Consider the following 16,507-nt stretch of genomic DNA (forward strand, 5'->3'; position numbering starts at 1 on the left):
CGGTCAAGGCGGAACTCTGCCAACGCCCATGCCGCATCGACAGTCCGGGCTTGAATTCTCATCCGCCATGCCCAGATACCCCACATTCAAGGCCGGAAAATCGTGCGGCGCCCGCGTGCCCGCGACAATTAATCTTGATCCAGATCAAACTCGGCCATTGAAGGTGCCCTCTTCACATTCTAAAACCAGCAGGAATCCCGCGCGTTGGAGAGGTCCGACTGCGCGGTGCAGTTGCAACAGGAGGCACCTATAATGGCAGACGCAGCCATTCACGGTCACGACCATGAAGATCAGCGCAGCTTTTTCCAGCGCTGGTTCATGTCGACCAACCACAAGGACATCGGGATTCTGTACCTGGTCGTTTCGGCCCTTGCCGGTCTGATCTCGGTGGCGATGACCGTTTACATGCGGCTCGAGCTGATGCACCCGGGCGTTCAGTACATGTGCCTGGAAGGCTTCATGGCCGACCCGTGTACCCCCAACGGACACTTGTGGAACGTGATGATCACCTATCACGGTGTTCTGATGATGTTCTTCGTTGTCATCCCTGCCCTGTTCGGTGGATTTGGCAACTATTTCATGCCGTTGCAGATCGGTGCGCCGGACATGGCGTTCCCGCGGATGAACAACCTGTCCTTCTGGCTGTATGTCGCCGGCACCTCGCTGGGCGTTGCCTCGCTGCTCAGCCCGGGTGGGAACGATCAGCTCGGCTCGGGTGTGGGCTGGGTTCTGTATCCGCCGCTGTCGACGACCGAAGGCGGCATGTCCATGGACCTGGCGATTTTTGCCGTGCACGTATCGGGCGCCTCCTCGATCCTCGGCGCGATCAACATGATCACCACCTTCTTGAACATGCGTGCCCCTGGCATGACCCTGTTCAAGGTACCGCTGTTCAGCTGGTCGATCTTCGTCACCTCATGGCTGATTCTGCTGTCGCTGCCGGTTCTGGCAGGCGCGATCACCATGCTGCTGATGGACCGCAACTTTGGCTTCACCTTCTTTGATCCGGCCGGCGGCGGTGACCCTATCCTGTATCAGCACATCCTGTGGTTCTTCGGCCACCCCGAAGTGTACATCGTGATCCTGCCCGGTTTCGGCATCATCAGCCACGTGATCGCCACCTTCTCGCGCAAGCCGATCTTCGGCTATCTGCCGATGGTATGGGCGATCATCGCAATCGGCGTGCTGGGCTTTGTCGTGTGGGCGCACCACATGTACACCGTCGGCATGTCGCTGCGTCAGCAGGCCTATTTCATGCTGGCAACGATGGTCATCGCGGTTCCGACGGGGGTCAAGGTATTCTCGTGGATTGCCACCATGTGGGGCGGCTCGATCGAGTTCAAGACGCCGATGCTGTTCGCCTTCGGCTTCCTGTTCCTGTTCACCGTCGGCGGTGTGACCGGTGTGGTTCTGTCGCAGGCCGGTGTCGACCGTGCCTATCATGACACCTACTATGTTGTGGCACATTTCCACTACGTGATGTCGCTGGGTGCTGTCTTCGCGATCTTCGCCGGGGTGTACTTCTACTTCAGCAAGATGACGGGCCGTCAGTACTCTGAGTTCTGGGGCAAGGTTCATTTCTGGCTGTTCTTCATCGGCGCCAACCTGACCTTCTTCCCGCAGCACTTCCTGGGCCGTCAGGGCATGCCGCGCCGCTACATCGACTACCCCGAGGCATTCGCCCAGTGGAACTTCGTTTCGTCGATCGGCGCGTTCATCTCGTTCGCCTCGTTCCTGCTGTTCTTCGGGATCGTGTTCTACGCCCTGTTCCGTGGTGCGAAAGAGACACGTCCGAACCCGTGGAATGAATACGCGGATACGCTGGAATGGACCCTGCCGACGCCGCCGCCCGAACACACGTTCGAGCAGCTGCCCAAGCAGGAAGACTGGGACAAAGGCCACGCGCACTGATCCCGATCTGATCCAAAGAAACCCCGCCCAAGTGGCGGGGTTTTCGTTTTCCACCTCTGTCAGTTCGCCAAGTGTACCAAAATCCGCTATGATACCCCCACAGAACAGTCGGAGGATCGGCAATGCCGGAAATCGACTTTTGGTATTCAATCGGCAGCACTTACAGTTTCCTTACCGTGATGCGTCTGGACGACTGGTGCGCAGAACATGACGCCACCGTGAACTGGCGGCCCTTTAATGTGCGCACGGTCATGTCAGCCCAGCAGAATATCCCGTTCGCCGGAAAACCCGAAAAATCCGCATATATGTGGCGTGATATCGAACGTCGCTGTGCCAAGTATCACATCCACGCCAGCCTGCCCGCACCCTATCCGATTTCCGATCTTGCCCTGGCCAATCAGGTCGCTTTGTTTGGTATGAGGGATGGATGGGGCAAGTCATTTACCCAGAACCTATACCGCATCTGGTTCGAGGATGGCGTCGAGGCAGGCAGCGAAAGCGCCCTGTCCGAAGCATTGCTGCGGTGCCAGCAGGATCCTCGCCTGACGCTGGCTCGCGCGCGCAGCCCGGATATCGTCACCGCGCTGGAAGCTGAAACAGACATCGCCGTGAAACTGGGTGTTTTCGGCGCCCCCAGCTTCGTGGTGAGGCAAGAGGTGTTCTGGGGCGACGACCGTTTGGATGACGCCTTGTCGTGGGCGCGTGTGGGCCACGTGGTCTGATCAAAACCCGTCGACATGAGGCGGCACTGCGATATGTTTCCGGTATGCCGTACAAATGGAATCAGACATCCGAAACCGAACAGGAACTGCGCCTCTGGCCGCATAACTCACTGCCGCGACGTGGGGCGATGATTGCCATCCTGTCCGTATTTCTGTTCGGTTTGATCCCATTGTTGGCCGTGCTTGGGTCGGTCGTGTTGTGGGGCCTGTTACCGTTTCTGCTGTTGACGGTGCTTGGGCTTTGGCTGGCGATTCAGGCGAACTATCGCGCGCGCAGTGCGTTTGAGATTTTCACCTTGTCCGGTTCACAAGCCCGCCTGGTGCATCACACCCCGGGCAAAGATCGACAGGAATGGTCGTGCAATCGCTATTGGGCACGACCTGAAATGTACGAAAAAGGCGGCCCGGTTCCGCACTATGTCACGCTCGTCGGAGACGGGCGTGAAGTAGAAATCGGGGCGTTTCTGTCGGAGGACGAGCGTATCACGCTCTATGACGATTTGGCCAGGAAACTGCGCGACCCTGTCGCGCAGTAGGTGTTTCAGCCTGATGTCTCAGCAGTCGCCGTTTGACGCGGCGCAGAGGTGGTCCTTGACCATAGGCCCGACCTTGCCGAAATCCATCTGTCCGGTATAACGGGTTTTCAACTCGCCCATGACCTTGCCCATGTCGCGAATGGAACCGGCACCGGTTGAAGTGATCGCGGCCTGAATCGCTTTTGACACTTCATCATCATCCAGCTGCTTGGGCAGAAACTCTTCGATGACGGCGACTTCCTGCATCTCGCGCTCGGCTAGGTCCAGGCGACCACCCTCTTCATAGGCACGCGCACTTTCCTTGCGTTGCTTGGTCATTTTTCCAAGAATTTCAAGCACCTCTGCATCACCACAGCCTTTGACTTCTTCATTGTCCGAGGCGCGCGCGGCGATGTCGCGGTCCTTGATGGCCGCGTTGATCAACCGCAGTGTCGACAGACGCTCGGCTGCTTTGTCTTTCATTGCTTGCTTCAGGGCGGCATTCACCCGTGATCGCATGTCCATTTGGCTTGTCCATCCCCATGACAACGGAACCCCGAACATATCTAAACAAAAAGCGTGTTACAACCGGGGGCGAACAAGCTTAACCCATTGAAAAATAACGATAGCCCAAAAATTGAACAGACTTGACCCAAGCGCTTAACCCCCTTAGGTATGCGCCGGTTTACCTTGCAGGAGAGTCGCGCCATGGCCCAGAACGCCCCGTCCAAGCCCACCGCATGTCTGGCTTTGGCCGACGGAACGCTGTTTTACGGCATCGGTTTCGGTGCAACCGGACAGACCGTGGCTGAACTCTGCTTCAACACAGCGATGACCGGATATCAGGAAATCATGACCGATCCATCCTATGCCGGGCAGATCGTCACCTTTACCTTCCCCCATATCGGCAATGTCGGAGTGAACCCCGAAGATGACGAAACCGCTGATCCAGTCGCCGCTGGCATGGTCGTCAAATGGGACCCGACCGAGCCGTCCAACTGGCGCTCGGCCGAAGAACTCAAGGGCTGGCTTGCCCGCCGTGGACGCATCGCCATCGGCGGCGTCGATACCCGCCGTCTGACCCGCGCCATTCGCCAGCAGGGCGCGCCGCATGTGGCGCTGGCTCATGATCCCGAGGGCAATTTCGACATCGAAGCACTGGTTGCTGCGGCCCGCGGCTTTGCCGGGCTGGAAGGTATGGACTTGGCCAAGGATGTCACCTGTGCCCAAAGCTACCGCTGGGATGAAATGCGCTGGGCGTGGCCGGAAGGATACAAGCGGCAAGACGCCCCCGCCCACAAAGTCGTGGCTGTCGACTATGGTGCAAAGCGCAATATTCTGCGCTGTCTCGCCTCGGCTGGATGTGATGTAACCGTGCTGCCAGCAACGGCAACCGCTGCCGAAGTGCTGGCCCATCAGCCGGATGGCGTTTTCCTGTCGAACGGTCCCGGCGACCCGGCCGCAACGGGTGCCTATGCTGTGCCGATGATCAAGGAAATTCTGGACACAACCGATCTGCCCGTCTTTGGTATCTGCCTTGGCCACCAGATGCTGGCGCTGGCGTTAGGCGGTCAGACAGTCAAGATGAACCACGGCCACCACGGCGCGAACCACCCGGTCAAGGATCTGGAAACCGGCAAGGTCGAAATCACGTCGATGAATCACGGTTTTGCTGTGGACGCGCAGTCTTTGCCAGAAGGCGTGGTTGAGACCCACAGATCGCTGTTTGACGGCTCGAACTGCGGGATCCGCATGACCGACAGACCTGTATACTCGGTACAATACCACCCCGAAGCGTCGCCCGGACCCCAGGACAGTTTTTACCTGTTCGAACGTTTCGCCGATGCGATGGAAAAGAAAAAAGAGCAGGCATAAACCCTTAAGTTACCGGAGTTAACGGCACATTAACCTTGTTTGATCAACCCTGAGCGCAGGTAACTGTGCCAGGGTTTTTTAATGGTTGAACTTAACCTTCAGGATTTTACAAACGCGTCCCCGATCCCGGCGCCTGGTTTTCGCAAACCGCTGGGCACTTGCCTGCTGGAAGCCAAGGTCATTACGCGCTCGCAACTGGACCATGCGTTGAGCTTGCAGACCAGGCAGAAAGCGCCGCTTGGCGAGATTCTGGTTGGCGAGGGGTATGCCACCAGGCAGGACGTTCTGAAAGCTCTGTCCACGCAGTTCGGGTGGCAGATCGCGGACCTCGAACAAATTCCACCGATACCCGGATTGTGTGACCTGAAGCCGGTAGATTTCTGGCTTGAGCACAATGTCATTCCCTGGATGCGCATCGGCCCGTTGCTTTTGGTCGCCACTGCCCGGCCCGACCGTTTTGCAACCGTGGCAGCCGAGATGCAGGATTGCGACTATTCCATCCTGCCGGTTCTTGCGGATTCTCATCAGATCGACCGGGTCATTGCACAGCACTTCTCGCGGACACTCGCAAAAGCGGCCGAAACCCGTGTGAACGCGGAACAAAGCTGTCGCAACTGGACCGCCGGGTCCCGGCTCGTATCATCTGCGGCAACGCTGGGTGTGCTGTGTCTTTCTGCCCTGTTCCCCTCGATTGGATTGATGGTTTTGTTGGGCGCGGCCGTAGGCAGTTTGGTTCTTTTTGCAACCTTTCGGATAATGGGCGCCCTGGCCTGCCTCAGCGACCGCATGAAAAAGCCGACCGAGCCAACAGAGGCGGCGATCGCGCTGCGTCACCCCTGCGTGTCCATCATGGTGCCGTTGTACAAGGAGCGAGAAATCGCGAGTGCTCTGGTGCAACGGCTTCAAAGGCTGACCTATCCCAAAGCGCTGCTGGACGTCATTCTCGTGCTTGAGGCGACGGATGACGTGACGCGCGACGCCCTTGCTCGAGTGGCTCTGCCCAGTTGGATGCGTGTTGTTGAAGTCCCCGAACTGAACGGGTTGACCACCAAACCGCGCGCCATGAATTACGCGCTGGACTTTTGCCGCGGTGACATCGTTGGCGTTTGGGATGCCGAAGACGCACCACAGCCGGATCAGATCGAACGTGTGGTTGCGCATTTCACCCAAGCTTCGCCCGAGGTGGTTTGCCTGCAAGGTGTTTTGGATTACTACAACCCCCGCACGAACTGGCGGTCACGCTGTTTTACCATCGAATACAACAGCTGGTTTCGCGTGATCCTGCCGGGCATCGCGCGGATGGGGCTGGTCGTACCGCTTGGGGGAACGACGTTCTTTTTCCGCCGCGAAAAGCTCTTGGAACTGGGCGGCTGGGACGCCCACAATGTCACCGAAGATGCCGATTTGGGCGTGCGGCTTTGCCGAGCGGGTTACCGGACCGAGATGGTGGACACCACCACCTTTGAAGAGGCGAATTTCCGAGCCTGGCCGTGGGTGAAGCAACGCTCACGCTGGCTCAAGGGGTTCATGGTCACCTATCTTGTGCACATGCGGGACCCGCAGAAACTGTATGCTGATTTGGGTGCGGCCAAGTTTATCGGCCTACAGGCGTTCTTTCTGGGCACTCTGGGTCAGTTCCTGCTGGCCCCTGTTCTTTGGATTTTCTGGTTGTACGCCCTGGGCATACCCAATCCGATGGAGCAGATCCTGCCGCAGCAGATAACGACGGCGCTGATTTGGCTGTTTCTGGCAACCGAGGCCCTGAACATGTGCGTCGGGATCATCGCTGTATCCGCGCGCGAACGTCGGCTTTTGCTGCCGTGGGTTCCGACGATGTGTCTGTATTTCCCTCTGGGCGTGGTTGCCGGTTACAAAGCCCTGTGGGAACTGGCGACAAATCCGTTTTTTTGGGACAAAACCCAACACGGGCAGGCCAGCGAAGACGTTCCGCTGACCTGACGTTCACTTGTCGCGACGACTGGCATCCTGTTTCAGACGTGTCATGAAGGCGACCGAAATATGTTCCTTCAACGCCTGCCCCGCGGCCTCCTCGTCTCGGGCTGCGATGGCATCGACGATTCCCTTATGCTCACTTTGCGCAATCTCACCACGCCCCTGAACTGCCAGCGAAGTGGTCGCCATCAGGGCCATCGTCCGGTGAACCAGATCAAGCTGCTGAACCAGATAGCGGTTGTGTGACGCCAGATGAATCTGTTCGTGAAACCGTCGGTTGGCGCGCGACAAGGCCGTTGGGTCATCGATCAGCTTGTCATCTTCGACGACCATGTCCTGAAGAACCTTGATTTCTTCTTCGGTGGCGTGTTTTGCGGCCAGGCGCGCAGCCAGCCCTTCAAGTTCCCGGCGCACGATGTAAAGCTCGGCCATCTGGTTGTGATCCAGGGATGCGACGATCAACGACCGCCCGTCCCGTTCCAGCAAAGACTGGGTTTCCAACCGCTGCAACGCTTCGCGGATCGGGGTGCGTGACACTCCGAAACGCTCTGCCAGTTCGCTTTCAACCAACCGATCACCGGGCTTATAGACGCCCACATCGATGGCTTCCAGGATAAGGCTGTAGGCGTCCTTGGTCGGGGATCGGGTTTGGCTCATGGGATCGTTTGTCTCCTCGTTCGGACATGTCTAGCCGTGACAGGGGGCGGCGATCAAGTACAGCATTGAAAACCGACCGACTGCGCCCTAAACCCAAGCCATGGTCAAACCTTCGTTTAGTCCTATCACACAATGGGTGTTCGATCTGGACAACACCCTATACCCACCGCATATGCGGCTGTTCGATCAGATAGAAGTTCTGATGACGGATTATGTGGTGCAAGCCATCGGTGTTGACCGGGCCGAGGCCGACCGGCTGCGCGCGCATTACTGGCGGGAATACGGGACCACGCTGGCCGGGTTGATGGCGGAACATGATCTGGACCCCGACCCTTACCTGCACGCGGTACATCAGGTTGACATGAGCCACATGGACCCGGATGCGGAACTGGCCGATCACATCCGCGCCCTTCCCGGCCGGCGGATCGTCTACACCAACGGCAGCGCGCCCTATGCGGAACGGGTCCTTGAGGCACGCGGCCTGACAGGGCTGTTCGACGCGATTTACGGTGTTGAACATGCAGGGTACCGACCAAAACCCGAAAAAGCTGCGTTCGAAGCGATTTTTGAAAAGGACGGTCTTCAGACCGAAATAGCGGCCATGTTCGAAGATGAACCACGCAATCTCGCGGCCCCACACGAGATGGGAATGCGCACGGTTCATGTTTCTCCCGACCCGCATGAAGCCGATCACATCCACCATCACACGGACGATCTGACCGCGTTCCTGGCGCGCCTGCGATAGGCTGTCACAGTGCGACGATCTGCACGTTCTGCACACGCATCTGCGTCCTTATATGCGCTGCAGCGACGAACAGATGGAGACCCCGATGAGCGCGATTGACATGCCGCTGCGCCTGCCGATCTGGCAGCGCCTTTTCTTTGCAATTCCCGTCTTTGGATGGCTGGCGCGCGAGGCGGTCAACGCCAAGGCAGAAGACTTGTATTACACCGCCGCTGCGATTTTCAGCATGTGGGGCTGTTCCATCATGTTGTTCGGCCTTCCCGGCCTCTACATCCCTGCCCTTATGATGGTGCCGCTGATGTTTCTGATCCTCATCCTGATTTCACGGGGCTGAAATACGGGACAGGATGTCACTTGGCACTCGGGGCAGATCCGAACTAGGTTCTGCCCAGAATGATGAGAGGCGCCATGTCCGACAGCTGTGACATCCTGATTTCCGGTGGCGGGATCGCCGGTCTGACCGCTGCGGCGGTATTCGGAACGGCAGGTTTTGAAGTGATCTGCGTTGATCCGAGCCCTCCAATCACCGAGCGGGACGTGGACGGGTCAGATCTGCGCACCACGGCTTTTTTGCAGCCTGCGCGCGGCCTGCTGGAACAATGCGGTCTGTGGGCAAGGCTGGATGCACAGGCGGCCCCGTTGCAAGTCATGCGGATCGTTGATGCCGGGGGTGATTTGCCCGAGCCACGCGTCGTTCGCGACTTCAACGCGGCCGACATCTCCGAACAACCTTTCGGCTGGAACCTGCCCAACTGGCTGTTGCGCCGTGAAATGGTGGCGCGACTGGCCGAGTTGCCGAATGTCGATTTCCGCCCCGGCACCGCGACCACCAGCCTGTTCACCCGAACCGCCGAAGCCCGCGTGAGCCTGAGTGATGGCAGCCGCGTCCGGTGCAAGCTTGTGCTTGCTGCCGATGGTCGCAACTCGCCGATGCGCGAAGCAGCCGGCATCAAGGTGCACACAACACGATATGGGCAGAAGGCGCTGGCATTTGCGGTGACGCACCCCATTCCACACGAGAATGTCTCGACCGAGATTCACAGATCCGGGGGGCCGTTCACGCTGGTGCCTCTGCCGGACTGGAACGGGCAGCCCTCGTCCGCCATCGTCTGGATGGAACGCGGACCGAAGGCCGTTGAACTCCTGAACCTGGAACCCGAGGCTTTCGAGGCCGCCATGACCTCTCGGTCCTGCGGGTTGTTCGGCCCGCTGAAATTGGCATCCCGCAGAACGATCTGGCCCATCATCAGCCAATCGGCGGAACGTCTGGCGGGTGAACGCATTGCGCTGATGGCCGAGGCGGCGCATGTAGTGCCTCCCATCGGGGCACAAGGATTGAACATGTCTCTGGGTGACCTGCGTTGCCTGCTGGATTTGGCGCAAGCCCGGCCCGAAGGTCTGGGAGACGAACAGATGCTGGGCGCCTATCACAAGGCCCGTCACACCGAGGTCGAGATGCGCCTCAAGGGCATTGATCTGCTGAACCGCGCCTCGATGATTGAGACGCGGCCGCTGCGAGATGCACGGGCGATGGGGCTGAGCGCGCTCTATTCCCTGCCACCAGTGCGCAAGACTTTGATGCAGATGGGCCTTGGCGTTCGCTAAGGCCCGGTCCGCTTACAGAACCTGATCCAGCACCCGTTTCAAACGCGCGATGGTGCCGTCCACGTCGTACAGCTTGTCGAGCCCGAACAGACCCAACCGGAACGTGCTGAACCCTTCGGGCTCATCACATTGCAACGGAACACCTGCGGCAATCTGCATGCCAAGTGCCGCAAATTTCTTGCCGTTCTGGATTTCGGGATCCGAGGTGTAGCTGACCACAACTCCGGGCGCGCCGAAACCGTCGGCCGCAACCGAAACGACACCCTTGTCCTTGAGCATCGATCGCACACCGTCACCCAGCGCCCACTGCGCCGCACGCAACTTTTCGAACCCGTATTCACGAGTCTCTGCCATGGTGTCGCGGAAGGCCAGCAACGCATCGGTCGGCATCGTGGCGTGGTAGGCGTGGCCCCCGTTTTCATAGGCTTGCATGATCTGCCGCCATTTCTTCAGATCAAGGGCGAAACTGTCGGAACTGGTCTGCTCCAGACGTGCCTCTCCGCGTTCAGACAACATGACCAGACCGGCACATGGCGAGGCGCTCCACCCTTTCTGCGGCGCCGAGATCAGAACATCGACACCGGTGGCTTTCATGTCCACCCAGGCGCAACCCGACGCAATGCAATCCAACACCATCAACGCACCCACCTCATGCGCCGCGCTTGCCAGCGCGGTCACATAGTCATCCGGCAGAAAGACCCCCGCAGACGTTTCGACATGCGGAGCAAAAACAACGCCAGGCTTTTGTTCGCGAATCGCGGCGACGACCTCTTCGATCGGCGCAGGCGCAAAAGGCGATGGGCTGGAATTGCCAGTCTCGCGCGCCTTCATGACCGTGGTCGAGTTTGTCAGAGACCCGCTTTCAATGATCTGGCTCCACCGGTACGAAAACCATCCATTGCGAACCACAAGCACATCTGCGCCGCGCGCGAACTGTCGGGCGACCGCTTCCATGGCATAGGTTCCACCGCCGGGAATAACGGCGACGCCATCTGCATTGTACACGCCCTTCAACATATCCGAAATGTCGCGCATCACCTGCTGAAACTTTTGCGACATATGGTTCAGCGAGCGGTCGGTAAATACGACCGAGAATTCTTCGAGCCCGTTCGGGTCAACGGTTTCCAGCAAGCCTGGCATGGCGCATCCTCTCCAAAGCGTTTTCGAAGTCTTGTCCGCTTTGTCAGTGCGGGTAAAGCCCTTTCGCTGCAAAATTTGACCCCACGTAAAGCTTAACAAACACTTAATTTTTTTCGCTTAAATTCGTGAAAGCACGAAAATGACGCCAACCAGTGTCACTTCCCCTTTACACTTCTACTTGCTTCTGAACAGATGCGCACACTTTATACTTGAAGGGATAGATTCACCCGTGACGATACAAAAGCGGATCAGCTTCCAGTTCGTTCGAGACGAAGTAAAACGACGCATTGAAAGCCGTGTCTGGCCACAAGGATCGCTTTTGCCGACGGAGACCCAGCTGGCAGAGGAGTTCAATTGCGCCCGGGCCACTGTGAACAGAGCCTTGAGAGAACTGGCCGACCAGGGCTTTGTCGAGCGCAAACGCAAGAGCGGCACACGTGTCAAGAAAGAGCCCAGCAAACACGCCAAACTCGAATTGTCACTGGCGCGGCAAGTGGTCGAAAGCCAGAATGCAAACTATCGTTATGCGCTTGTTGAAAGGAATGTCGTCACCAGCCCAGGATGGCTTTCCTCGCAGATCAACGTGGCACCGGATGCGCGTGTTCTACATGTAATCTGTATGCACTATGCAGACAATCGGCCCTTTCAGATGGAAGAACGATGGATCAACATCGAGGCCGTACCCGATGTGGAGGACGCGGACCTGTTCGAACAGGGGCCACATGAATGGCTGTTGACGGCCGCACCTTTCACCGATGCCGAGGTCGCTTTCTGTGCCATTTCCGCAGATGCGCGACTGGCAGAATTCATGGGCACCACGGCAGGAACATCCATGATTCAAATGGAGCGCACCACCTGGAAAGAAGACAGGCCGCTTACCTTTGCGCGCATGACGCATCATCCGGGCTATTGCATCCGCACCAAGTACTGACTCTGGTCAGCCGATGGGACCGGGCAGACGTTCTTCGCTCAGCAGAACGTTGGCCTCGACGTCGCCTGCACCCGGCAGAGTCATGATCCGGCGCCGCAAAACACGTTCGAAATCGGCCAGGTCCCGGGCCACGACACGCAGTCGATAATCATACAGCCCCAGCACGTGCTCGACGGTCTGCACTTCGGGAACGGCACTGACAGCGCGCTCAAAATCTTCAAGACTGACTTGGCCCTTGCGCCCCAGTTTGATGCCCAGAAAGACTGTGACACCGAACCCCAGCGCCTCGGCATTCAGACGCAGCCGACGGCCCTTGATTATTCCTGCCTCTTCCAGCCGGCGAATGCGACGCCAGGTGGCGGGTTGGGATAACCCGAACCTGCGACCCAATGCTCCGGCACTTTGCGTGGCATCCTGTTGCAGCGCGCGAAGAAGACAGCGGTCAATCTCATCCAACTCGGTCATACCGGCAGCACTTCGTCCCGCTTGACCCGCGCGATGTGCATAAGGGCCTCGATATCGGCAATATGCGGCAGGGTCAGAATCCGGTCGCGATAAAGCTGCTGATAGTGCTTCATATCTCTTGCAATGACGGAAAGACGAACATCGACACGACCCAAAAAGGTCTGGATTTCGATCACCTCTGCCACGTCACGCGCCGCCTGCGTGAAATCGTCGAAAGCTCGGGCCTGCGTCTTGTCGAGCGTGATCCGAAGCGAAACCTCGACAGCATATCCCATCGCGGCCCAGTCTATCACGGCCTCCTGCCCTTCGATGATCCCTGCGGTCTGCATCTTTTCGATTCGCCGCCAGCAGACACCCGCGCTGATCCGGCAAAGATCGGCCAGTTCCGCTGTTGTCAGGCTCGGGTCTGCTTGAAAGTGGCGCAGAATGCGCCGATCAATGTCATCAAGCATGATTTTTTCACATTCTCCGATTAGCGCGAATTATTCTTCATCTTTTTCGCAAATACTCAAGCCCAACCCTATCGCCATTGCGCGAACAGGCAGATACAACCGTCGCAATCAAACCAGAAAGGACCGGCGAAATGCGCGTCTATTACGATCGCGATTGCGATATCAACCTGATCAAAGACAAGAAAGTGGCTATCCTGGGCTATGGCTCGCAAGGTCACGCGCACGCGCTGAACCTGCGCGATTCAGGCGCAAAGAACCTGGTGATCGCGCTGCGCGAAGGTTCGCCTTCGGCCAAGAAAGCCGAAGCCGAGGGCCTGGAAGTCATGGGCATCGCCGAGGCGGCCGCCTGGTGTGACGTGATCATGTTCACCATGCCCGACGAGCTTCAGGCCGAGACCTACAAAAAATACGTCCACGACAACATCAAGCCGGGTGCCGCGATTGCCTTCGCCCACGGCCTGAACGTCCATTTCGGCCTGATCGAGCCGAAAGACGGCGTCGACGTCATCATGATGGCCCCCAAGGGCCCCGGCCACACCGTGCGCGGCGAATACACCAAAGGCGGCGGCGTGCCCTGCCTGGTCGCTGTCCACAACGATGCAACCGGCAAAGCGCTGGAAATTGGCCTGTCCTACTGCTCGGCCATCGGTGGCGGGCGCTCGGGCATCATCGAAACCAACTTCCGGGAAGAGTGTGAAACCGACCTGTTCGGCGAACAGGCCGTTCTGTGCGGCGGTCTGGTCGAACTGATCCGCTGCGGCTTTGAAACTCTGGTTGAAGCCGGTTACGCCCCTGAAATGGCCTATTTCGAGTGCCTGCACGAAGTGAAACTGATCGTTGATCTGATCTATGAAGGCGGCATCGCCAACATGGATTATTCGATCTCGAACACCGCCGAATACGGCCAGTATGTCACCGGGCCGCGTATCCTGAAATACGACGAGACCAAAGCGCGCATGAAAGAGGTTCTGAACGACATCCAGCAGGGTAAATTCGTTCGTGACTTCATGCTGGAAAACGCCGTCGGCCAGCCGACCATCAAAGCGGCGCGCCGCGCCAATGACGAGCACATGATCGAAGAAACCGGCGCCAAGCTGCGCGGCATGATGCCGTGGATTTCGGCCGGAAAGATGGTCGACAAAGAAAAGAACTAAGTAGGGCGGAAGCCTGTCACAGGGCGGCCCATGTGGCCGCCCTTTTCGTTTGAACAATGGTCCGGCAAGGCACATAAACAGCCGGTCAGGTTTGATTTTTGGCGCACCCGCGCATTCCAACAGGACAATCAATGGTTCAACAGCCGACAAAACAGGACTGGAGCGGCGTCTTCACGCTGGGCCTGATCTGGGGCGCGACCTTCATGGTCGTTGCCATGGCGCTTGAAGGGTATGGCCCAATCACCGTTGCCACCTCACGAACCACGCTGGGCGCTGTTACCCTGCTGCTGATGATGAGGGCGACCGGCCGCAAGCTGCCGGTTCTGACGCCGGCGCTGAGTGTTTCGATTGTCCTTATTGGCGTGCTGTCCACTGCCGTGCCATTCATGTTGCTGAGCTGGGGGCAGCAATTTGTGCCATCTGCCTTTGCGGGGCTGTCCATGGCTGCCATCCCGCTGATGGTGCTGCCGCTGGCGCATTTCTTCTCGGATGAACCACTGAACCTGCGCCGGTTTCTGGGGGTGTGCCTTGGCTTTTCCGGGGCCCTGGTTTTGATCGGACCCGGCCTTGCACAATTGGGCCAAGGGGCCGAACCCGTCGCGCAACTGGCCTGCATCACGGCGGCGCTGTGTTACGCAAGTTCATCCGTGCTGACTCGACGCTGCCCGCCGGTTGACCCTTTGGTACTGGCTGCCCTTACGCTGGTTGTCGGCGCCGCGCTTCTTCTGCCCATAATGCTGCTCACCGAGGGGCTGCCGACCTGGCAAGGCCCACGCCCGACAATCGCCCTGATCGTTCTGGGTTTGCTGCCAACCGCGTTTGCCACCCTTTTGCGCGTTTCGATCACCCGCAGCGCCGGGTCGGTTTTCCTGACATTGGTGAATTACCAGGTGCCGATCTGGTCGATGGTGTTCGGCGCATGGATCCTGTCCGAGGCCCTGCCCCTGCGCTTTTTCATCGCTCTGGCCCTGATCCTGACCGGCATGGCCATCAGCCAGTGGTTCAGCCTGCGAAAGGTTTTGTTCGGGAATTAGCTTGTGGCGGCTTCGACCTCTGCCACGATGCTGTCGACAACTTGGGTCAGCAACCCATCGTCTTCGCATTCAGCCATCACGCGGATCAGAGGCTCGGTCCCGGATTTGCGGATCAACAACCGGCCCTGCCCGTTCAGCCGCGCCTCGGCATCGGCGATGGCCGCCTGAACACTTTGAACCTCCAACGGTGTTTGATCGCTGGAGTAGCGCACATTCTTCAGCAACTGCGGAACGGTTTCGAACTGCTTGGACAGATCAGATGCCTTGCGCCCCGACAGAACCATTTCCGCCAGAAAATGCAGCCCTGCCATCAACCCATCACCGGTGGTGGCATAATCGCTCATCACGATGTGGCCGGACTGTTCCCCACCAAGGTTGAACCCACCTTCACGCATCCGTTCGACCACGTAGCGATCACCGACGGCCGTTCGCTCCAGACGCAAACCGTGCGCTGTCAGATGGCGTTCCAGGCCCAGGTTGGACATGACGGTCGCGACCAGAGCGTCGCCCTTCAACTGGCCCGATTTCTTCCATGCCGTCGCCAGCAAAGCCATAAGCTGATCGCCGTCAGCCACCTGACCGGTTTCGTCGACCACAACCACCCTGTCCGCGTCGCCGTCCAGACAAATGCCTACGTCGGCGCCATGCGCGACAACGGTTTCTGCGGCCAGTTGAGGCTTGGTCGATCCGCAGTTGAGATTGATGTTCTTGCCGTTGGGCGCGATTCCCACGGGGATCACTTCTGCGCCCAGCTCCCACAGAACCTCCGGCGCGGTGCGGTGGGCTGCGCCGTTCGCACAATCGATCACCACCTTCAAACCATCCAGACTGACGTTCCGCGGCAACGACGACTTCACACGTTCGCCATAGCGAAACCGTGCGTCATCAACCCGGCGCGCCCGGCCGATATTCTGCGCCTGGGCGGGTCTGACGCCTTCGTCGATCAGCCTTTCGATCTCGACCTCGGCCTGATCGGACAGTTTATAGCCGTCCGGCCCAAAGAACTTGATTCCGTTGTCTTCGGCAGGGTTGTGGCTGGCCGAGATCATGACGCCCAGATCAGCCCTCATGGAGCGCGTCATGAGGCCAACGGCGGGCGTCGGAACGGGCCCCAGCAGCAGCACGTTCATTCCAGTGGACGTCAAACCGGCCGTCAGCGCGTTTTCCAGCATATAGCCGGACAAACGCGTATCCTTGCCGATGACAACCCGGTGCACCCCTGTCGCGTCCCGTCGGAAATACCGCCCGACAGCGGCCCCGATGCGCAACGCCATCTCTGCCGTCATCGGATGCGTGTTGGCGGTGCCCCGCACCCCGTCGGTTCCGAACAGCTTGCGCATAGGTGTCA

17 protein-coding genes are annotated in these 16,507 nt (G+C 58.7%); 11 read left to right on the top strand and 6 right to left on the bottom strand.

Annotated elements, in window-relative coordinates; all coding sequences use genetic code 11:
• Positions 1–252: 252 nt before the first annotated feature.
• The 3 genes from ctaD (at position 253) to ACR0A2_RS05105 (ending at position 3,169) form a co-directional block, all read left to right on the top strand.
• Positions 253–1,911 carry a cytochrome c oxidase subunit I gene (ctaD, locus tag ACR0A2_RS05095; RefSeq protein WP_170346621.1) on the top strand — a complete coding sequence of 553 codons (1,659 nt, stop codon included), beginning with the start codon at positions 253–255 and terminating at the stop codon, positions 1,909–1,911.
• Positions 1,912–2,033: 122 nt separating this feature from the next.
• Positions 2,034–2,633 carry a 2-hydroxychromene-2-carboxylate isomerase gene (locus tag ACR0A2_RS05100; RefSeq protein WP_171206854.1) on the top strand — a complete coding sequence of 200 codons (600 nt, stop codon included), beginning with the start codon at positions 2,034–2,036 and terminating at the stop codon, positions 2,631–2,633.
• A gap of 44 nt (positions 2,634–2,677) precedes the next feature.
• Positions 2,678–3,169, top strand: a complete 492-nt coding sequence (locus tag ACR0A2_RS05105; protein ID WP_480834246.1) for a DUF2244 domain-containing protein — start codon at positions 2,678–2,680, stop codon at positions 3,167–3,169.
• 18 nt (positions 3,170–3,187) lie between these two features.
• Here the strand turns inward: ACR0A2_RS05105 and ACR0A2_RS05110 are convergent, their stop codons facing one another.
• Positions 3,188–3,673, bottom strand: coding sequence for a GatB/YqeY domain-containing protein (locus tag ACR0A2_RS05110; protein ID WP_152457635.1), 486 nt, complete (start codon positions 3,671–3,673; stop codon positions 3,188–3,190).
• Between the two features lie 183 nt (positions 3,674–3,856).
• On the opposite strand from ACR0A2_RS05110, the gene carA reads away from it, so the two are divergent.
• Together carA and ACR0A2_RS05120 are read left to right on the top strand one after the other, a co-directional pair.
• Entirely contained in the window at positions 3,857–5,023 is a 1,167-nt protein-coding gene (carA, locus tag ACR0A2_RS05115; RefSeq protein ID WP_480834247.1) for a glutamine-hydrolyzing carbamoyl-phosphate synthase small subunit, read from the top strand.
• An 81-nt stretch (positions 5,024–5,104) separates the two neighbouring features.
• Positions 5,105–6,982, top strand: a complete 1,878-nt coding sequence (locus ACR0A2_RS05120) for a glycosyltransferase (protein ID WP_480834248.1) — start codon at positions 5,105–5,107, stop codon at positions 6,980–6,982.
• A gap of 3 nt (positions 6,983–6,985) precedes the next feature.
• Here ACR0A2_RS05120 and ACR0A2_RS05125 read toward each other — a convergent pair whose 3' ends face one another.
• Positions 6,986–7,633 carry a GntR family transcriptional regulator gene (locus tag ACR0A2_RS05125; RefSeq protein ID WP_152457632.1) on the bottom strand — a complete coding sequence of 216 codons (648 nt, stop codon included), beginning with the start codon at positions 7,631–7,633 and terminating at the stop codon, positions 6,986–6,988.
• A gap of 100 nt (positions 7,634–7,733) precedes the next feature.
• Here ACR0A2_RS05125 and ACR0A2_RS05130 point away from each other — a divergent pair, with 100 nt between their 5' ends.
• The 3 genes from ACR0A2_RS05130 (at position 7,734) to ACR0A2_RS05140 (ending at position 9,983) form a co-directional block, all read left to right on the top strand.
• The gene (locus ACR0A2_RS05130) at positions 7,734–8,378 is read left to right on the top strand and encodes a pyrimidine 5'-nucleotidase (RefSeq protein ID WP_480834250.1); all 645 of its coding nucleotides are present in this window, start codon (positions 7,734–7,736) and stop codon (positions 8,376–8,378) included.
• A gap of 85 nt (positions 8,379–8,463) precedes the next feature.
• Positions 8,464–8,712 (top strand): hypothetical protein, encoded by a 249-nt coding sequence (locus tag ACR0A2_RS05135; protein WP_171231849.1) that lies wholly within the window; start codon positions 8,464–8,466, stop codon positions 8,710–8,712.
• Positions 8,713–8,786: 74 nt separating this feature from the next.
• Entirely contained in the window at positions 8,787–9,983 is a 1,197-nt protein-coding gene (locus tag ACR0A2_RS05140; protein ID WP_480444804.1) for a UbiH/UbiF family hydroxylase, read from the top strand.
• Positions 9,984–9,995: 12 nt separating this feature from the next.
• Here the strand turns inward: ACR0A2_RS05140 and ACR0A2_RS05145 are convergent, their stop codons facing one another.
• Positions 9,996–11,123: an aminotransferase class V-fold PLP-dependent enzyme gene (locus tag ACR0A2_RS05145; protein WP_480834251.1), complete on the bottom strand. Its 1,128-nt coding sequence runs from the start codon at positions 11,121–11,123 to the stop codon at positions 9,996–9,998.
• Positions 11,124–11,352: 229 nt separating this feature from the next.
• Between ACR0A2_RS05145 and ACR0A2_RS05150 the strand changes: the two genes are divergently transcribed.
• A complete protein-coding gene (locus ACR0A2_RS05150) occupies positions 11,353–12,054 on the top strand; it encodes a GntR family transcriptional regulator (protein WP_254705361.1) in 702 nt (233 codons plus the stop codon).
• Between the two features lie 6 nt (positions 12,055–12,060).
• Here the strand turns inward: ACR0A2_RS05150 and ACR0A2_RS05155 are convergent, their stop codons facing one another.
• Both ACR0A2_RS05155 and ACR0A2_RS05160 read right to left on the bottom strand, forming a co-directional pair.
• On the bottom strand, positions 12,061–12,519 hold the full coding sequence (locus ACR0A2_RS05155) for an Lrp/AsnC family transcriptional regulator (RefSeq protein ID WP_480834252.1): 459 nt from the start codon (positions 12,517–12,519) through the stop codon (positions 12,061–12,063).
• Entirely contained in the window at positions 12,516–12,971 is a 456-nt protein-coding gene (locus ACR0A2_RS05160; RefSeq protein WP_209833413.1) for an Lrp/AsnC family transcriptional regulator, read from the bottom strand. The genes ACR0A2_RS05155 and ACR0A2_RS05160 overlap by 4 nt, the downstream gene beginning before the upstream one ends.
• A gap of 131 nt (positions 12,972–13,102) precedes the next feature.
• Between ACR0A2_RS05160 and ilvC the strand changes: the two genes are divergently transcribed.
• Positions 13,103–14,125: a ketol-acid reductoisomerase gene (gene ilvC, locus ACR0A2_RS05165; RefSeq protein ID WP_171119588.1), complete on the top strand. Its 1,023-nt coding sequence runs from the start codon at positions 13,103–13,105 to the stop codon at positions 14,123–14,125.
• A gap of 131 nt (positions 14,126–14,256) precedes the next feature.
• Entirely contained in the window at positions 14,257–15,159 is a 903-nt protein-coding gene (locus ACR0A2_RS05170; RefSeq protein ID WP_171231853.1) for a DMT family transporter, read from the top strand.
• Here ACR0A2_RS05170 and glmM read toward each other — a convergent pair.
• Positions 15,156–16,499: a phosphoglucosamine mutase gene (gene glmM, locus ACR0A2_RS05175; RefSeq protein WP_480834255.1), complete on the bottom strand. Its 1,344-nt coding sequence runs from the start codon at positions 16,497–16,499 to the stop codon at positions 15,156–15,158. The two genes, ACR0A2_RS05170 and glmM, sit on opposite strands and share 4 nt — an antisense overlap.
• Positions 16,500–16,507 lie beyond the last annotated feature (8 nt).

It is taken from the genome of Ruegeria sp. H8 (assembly GCF_056532905.1).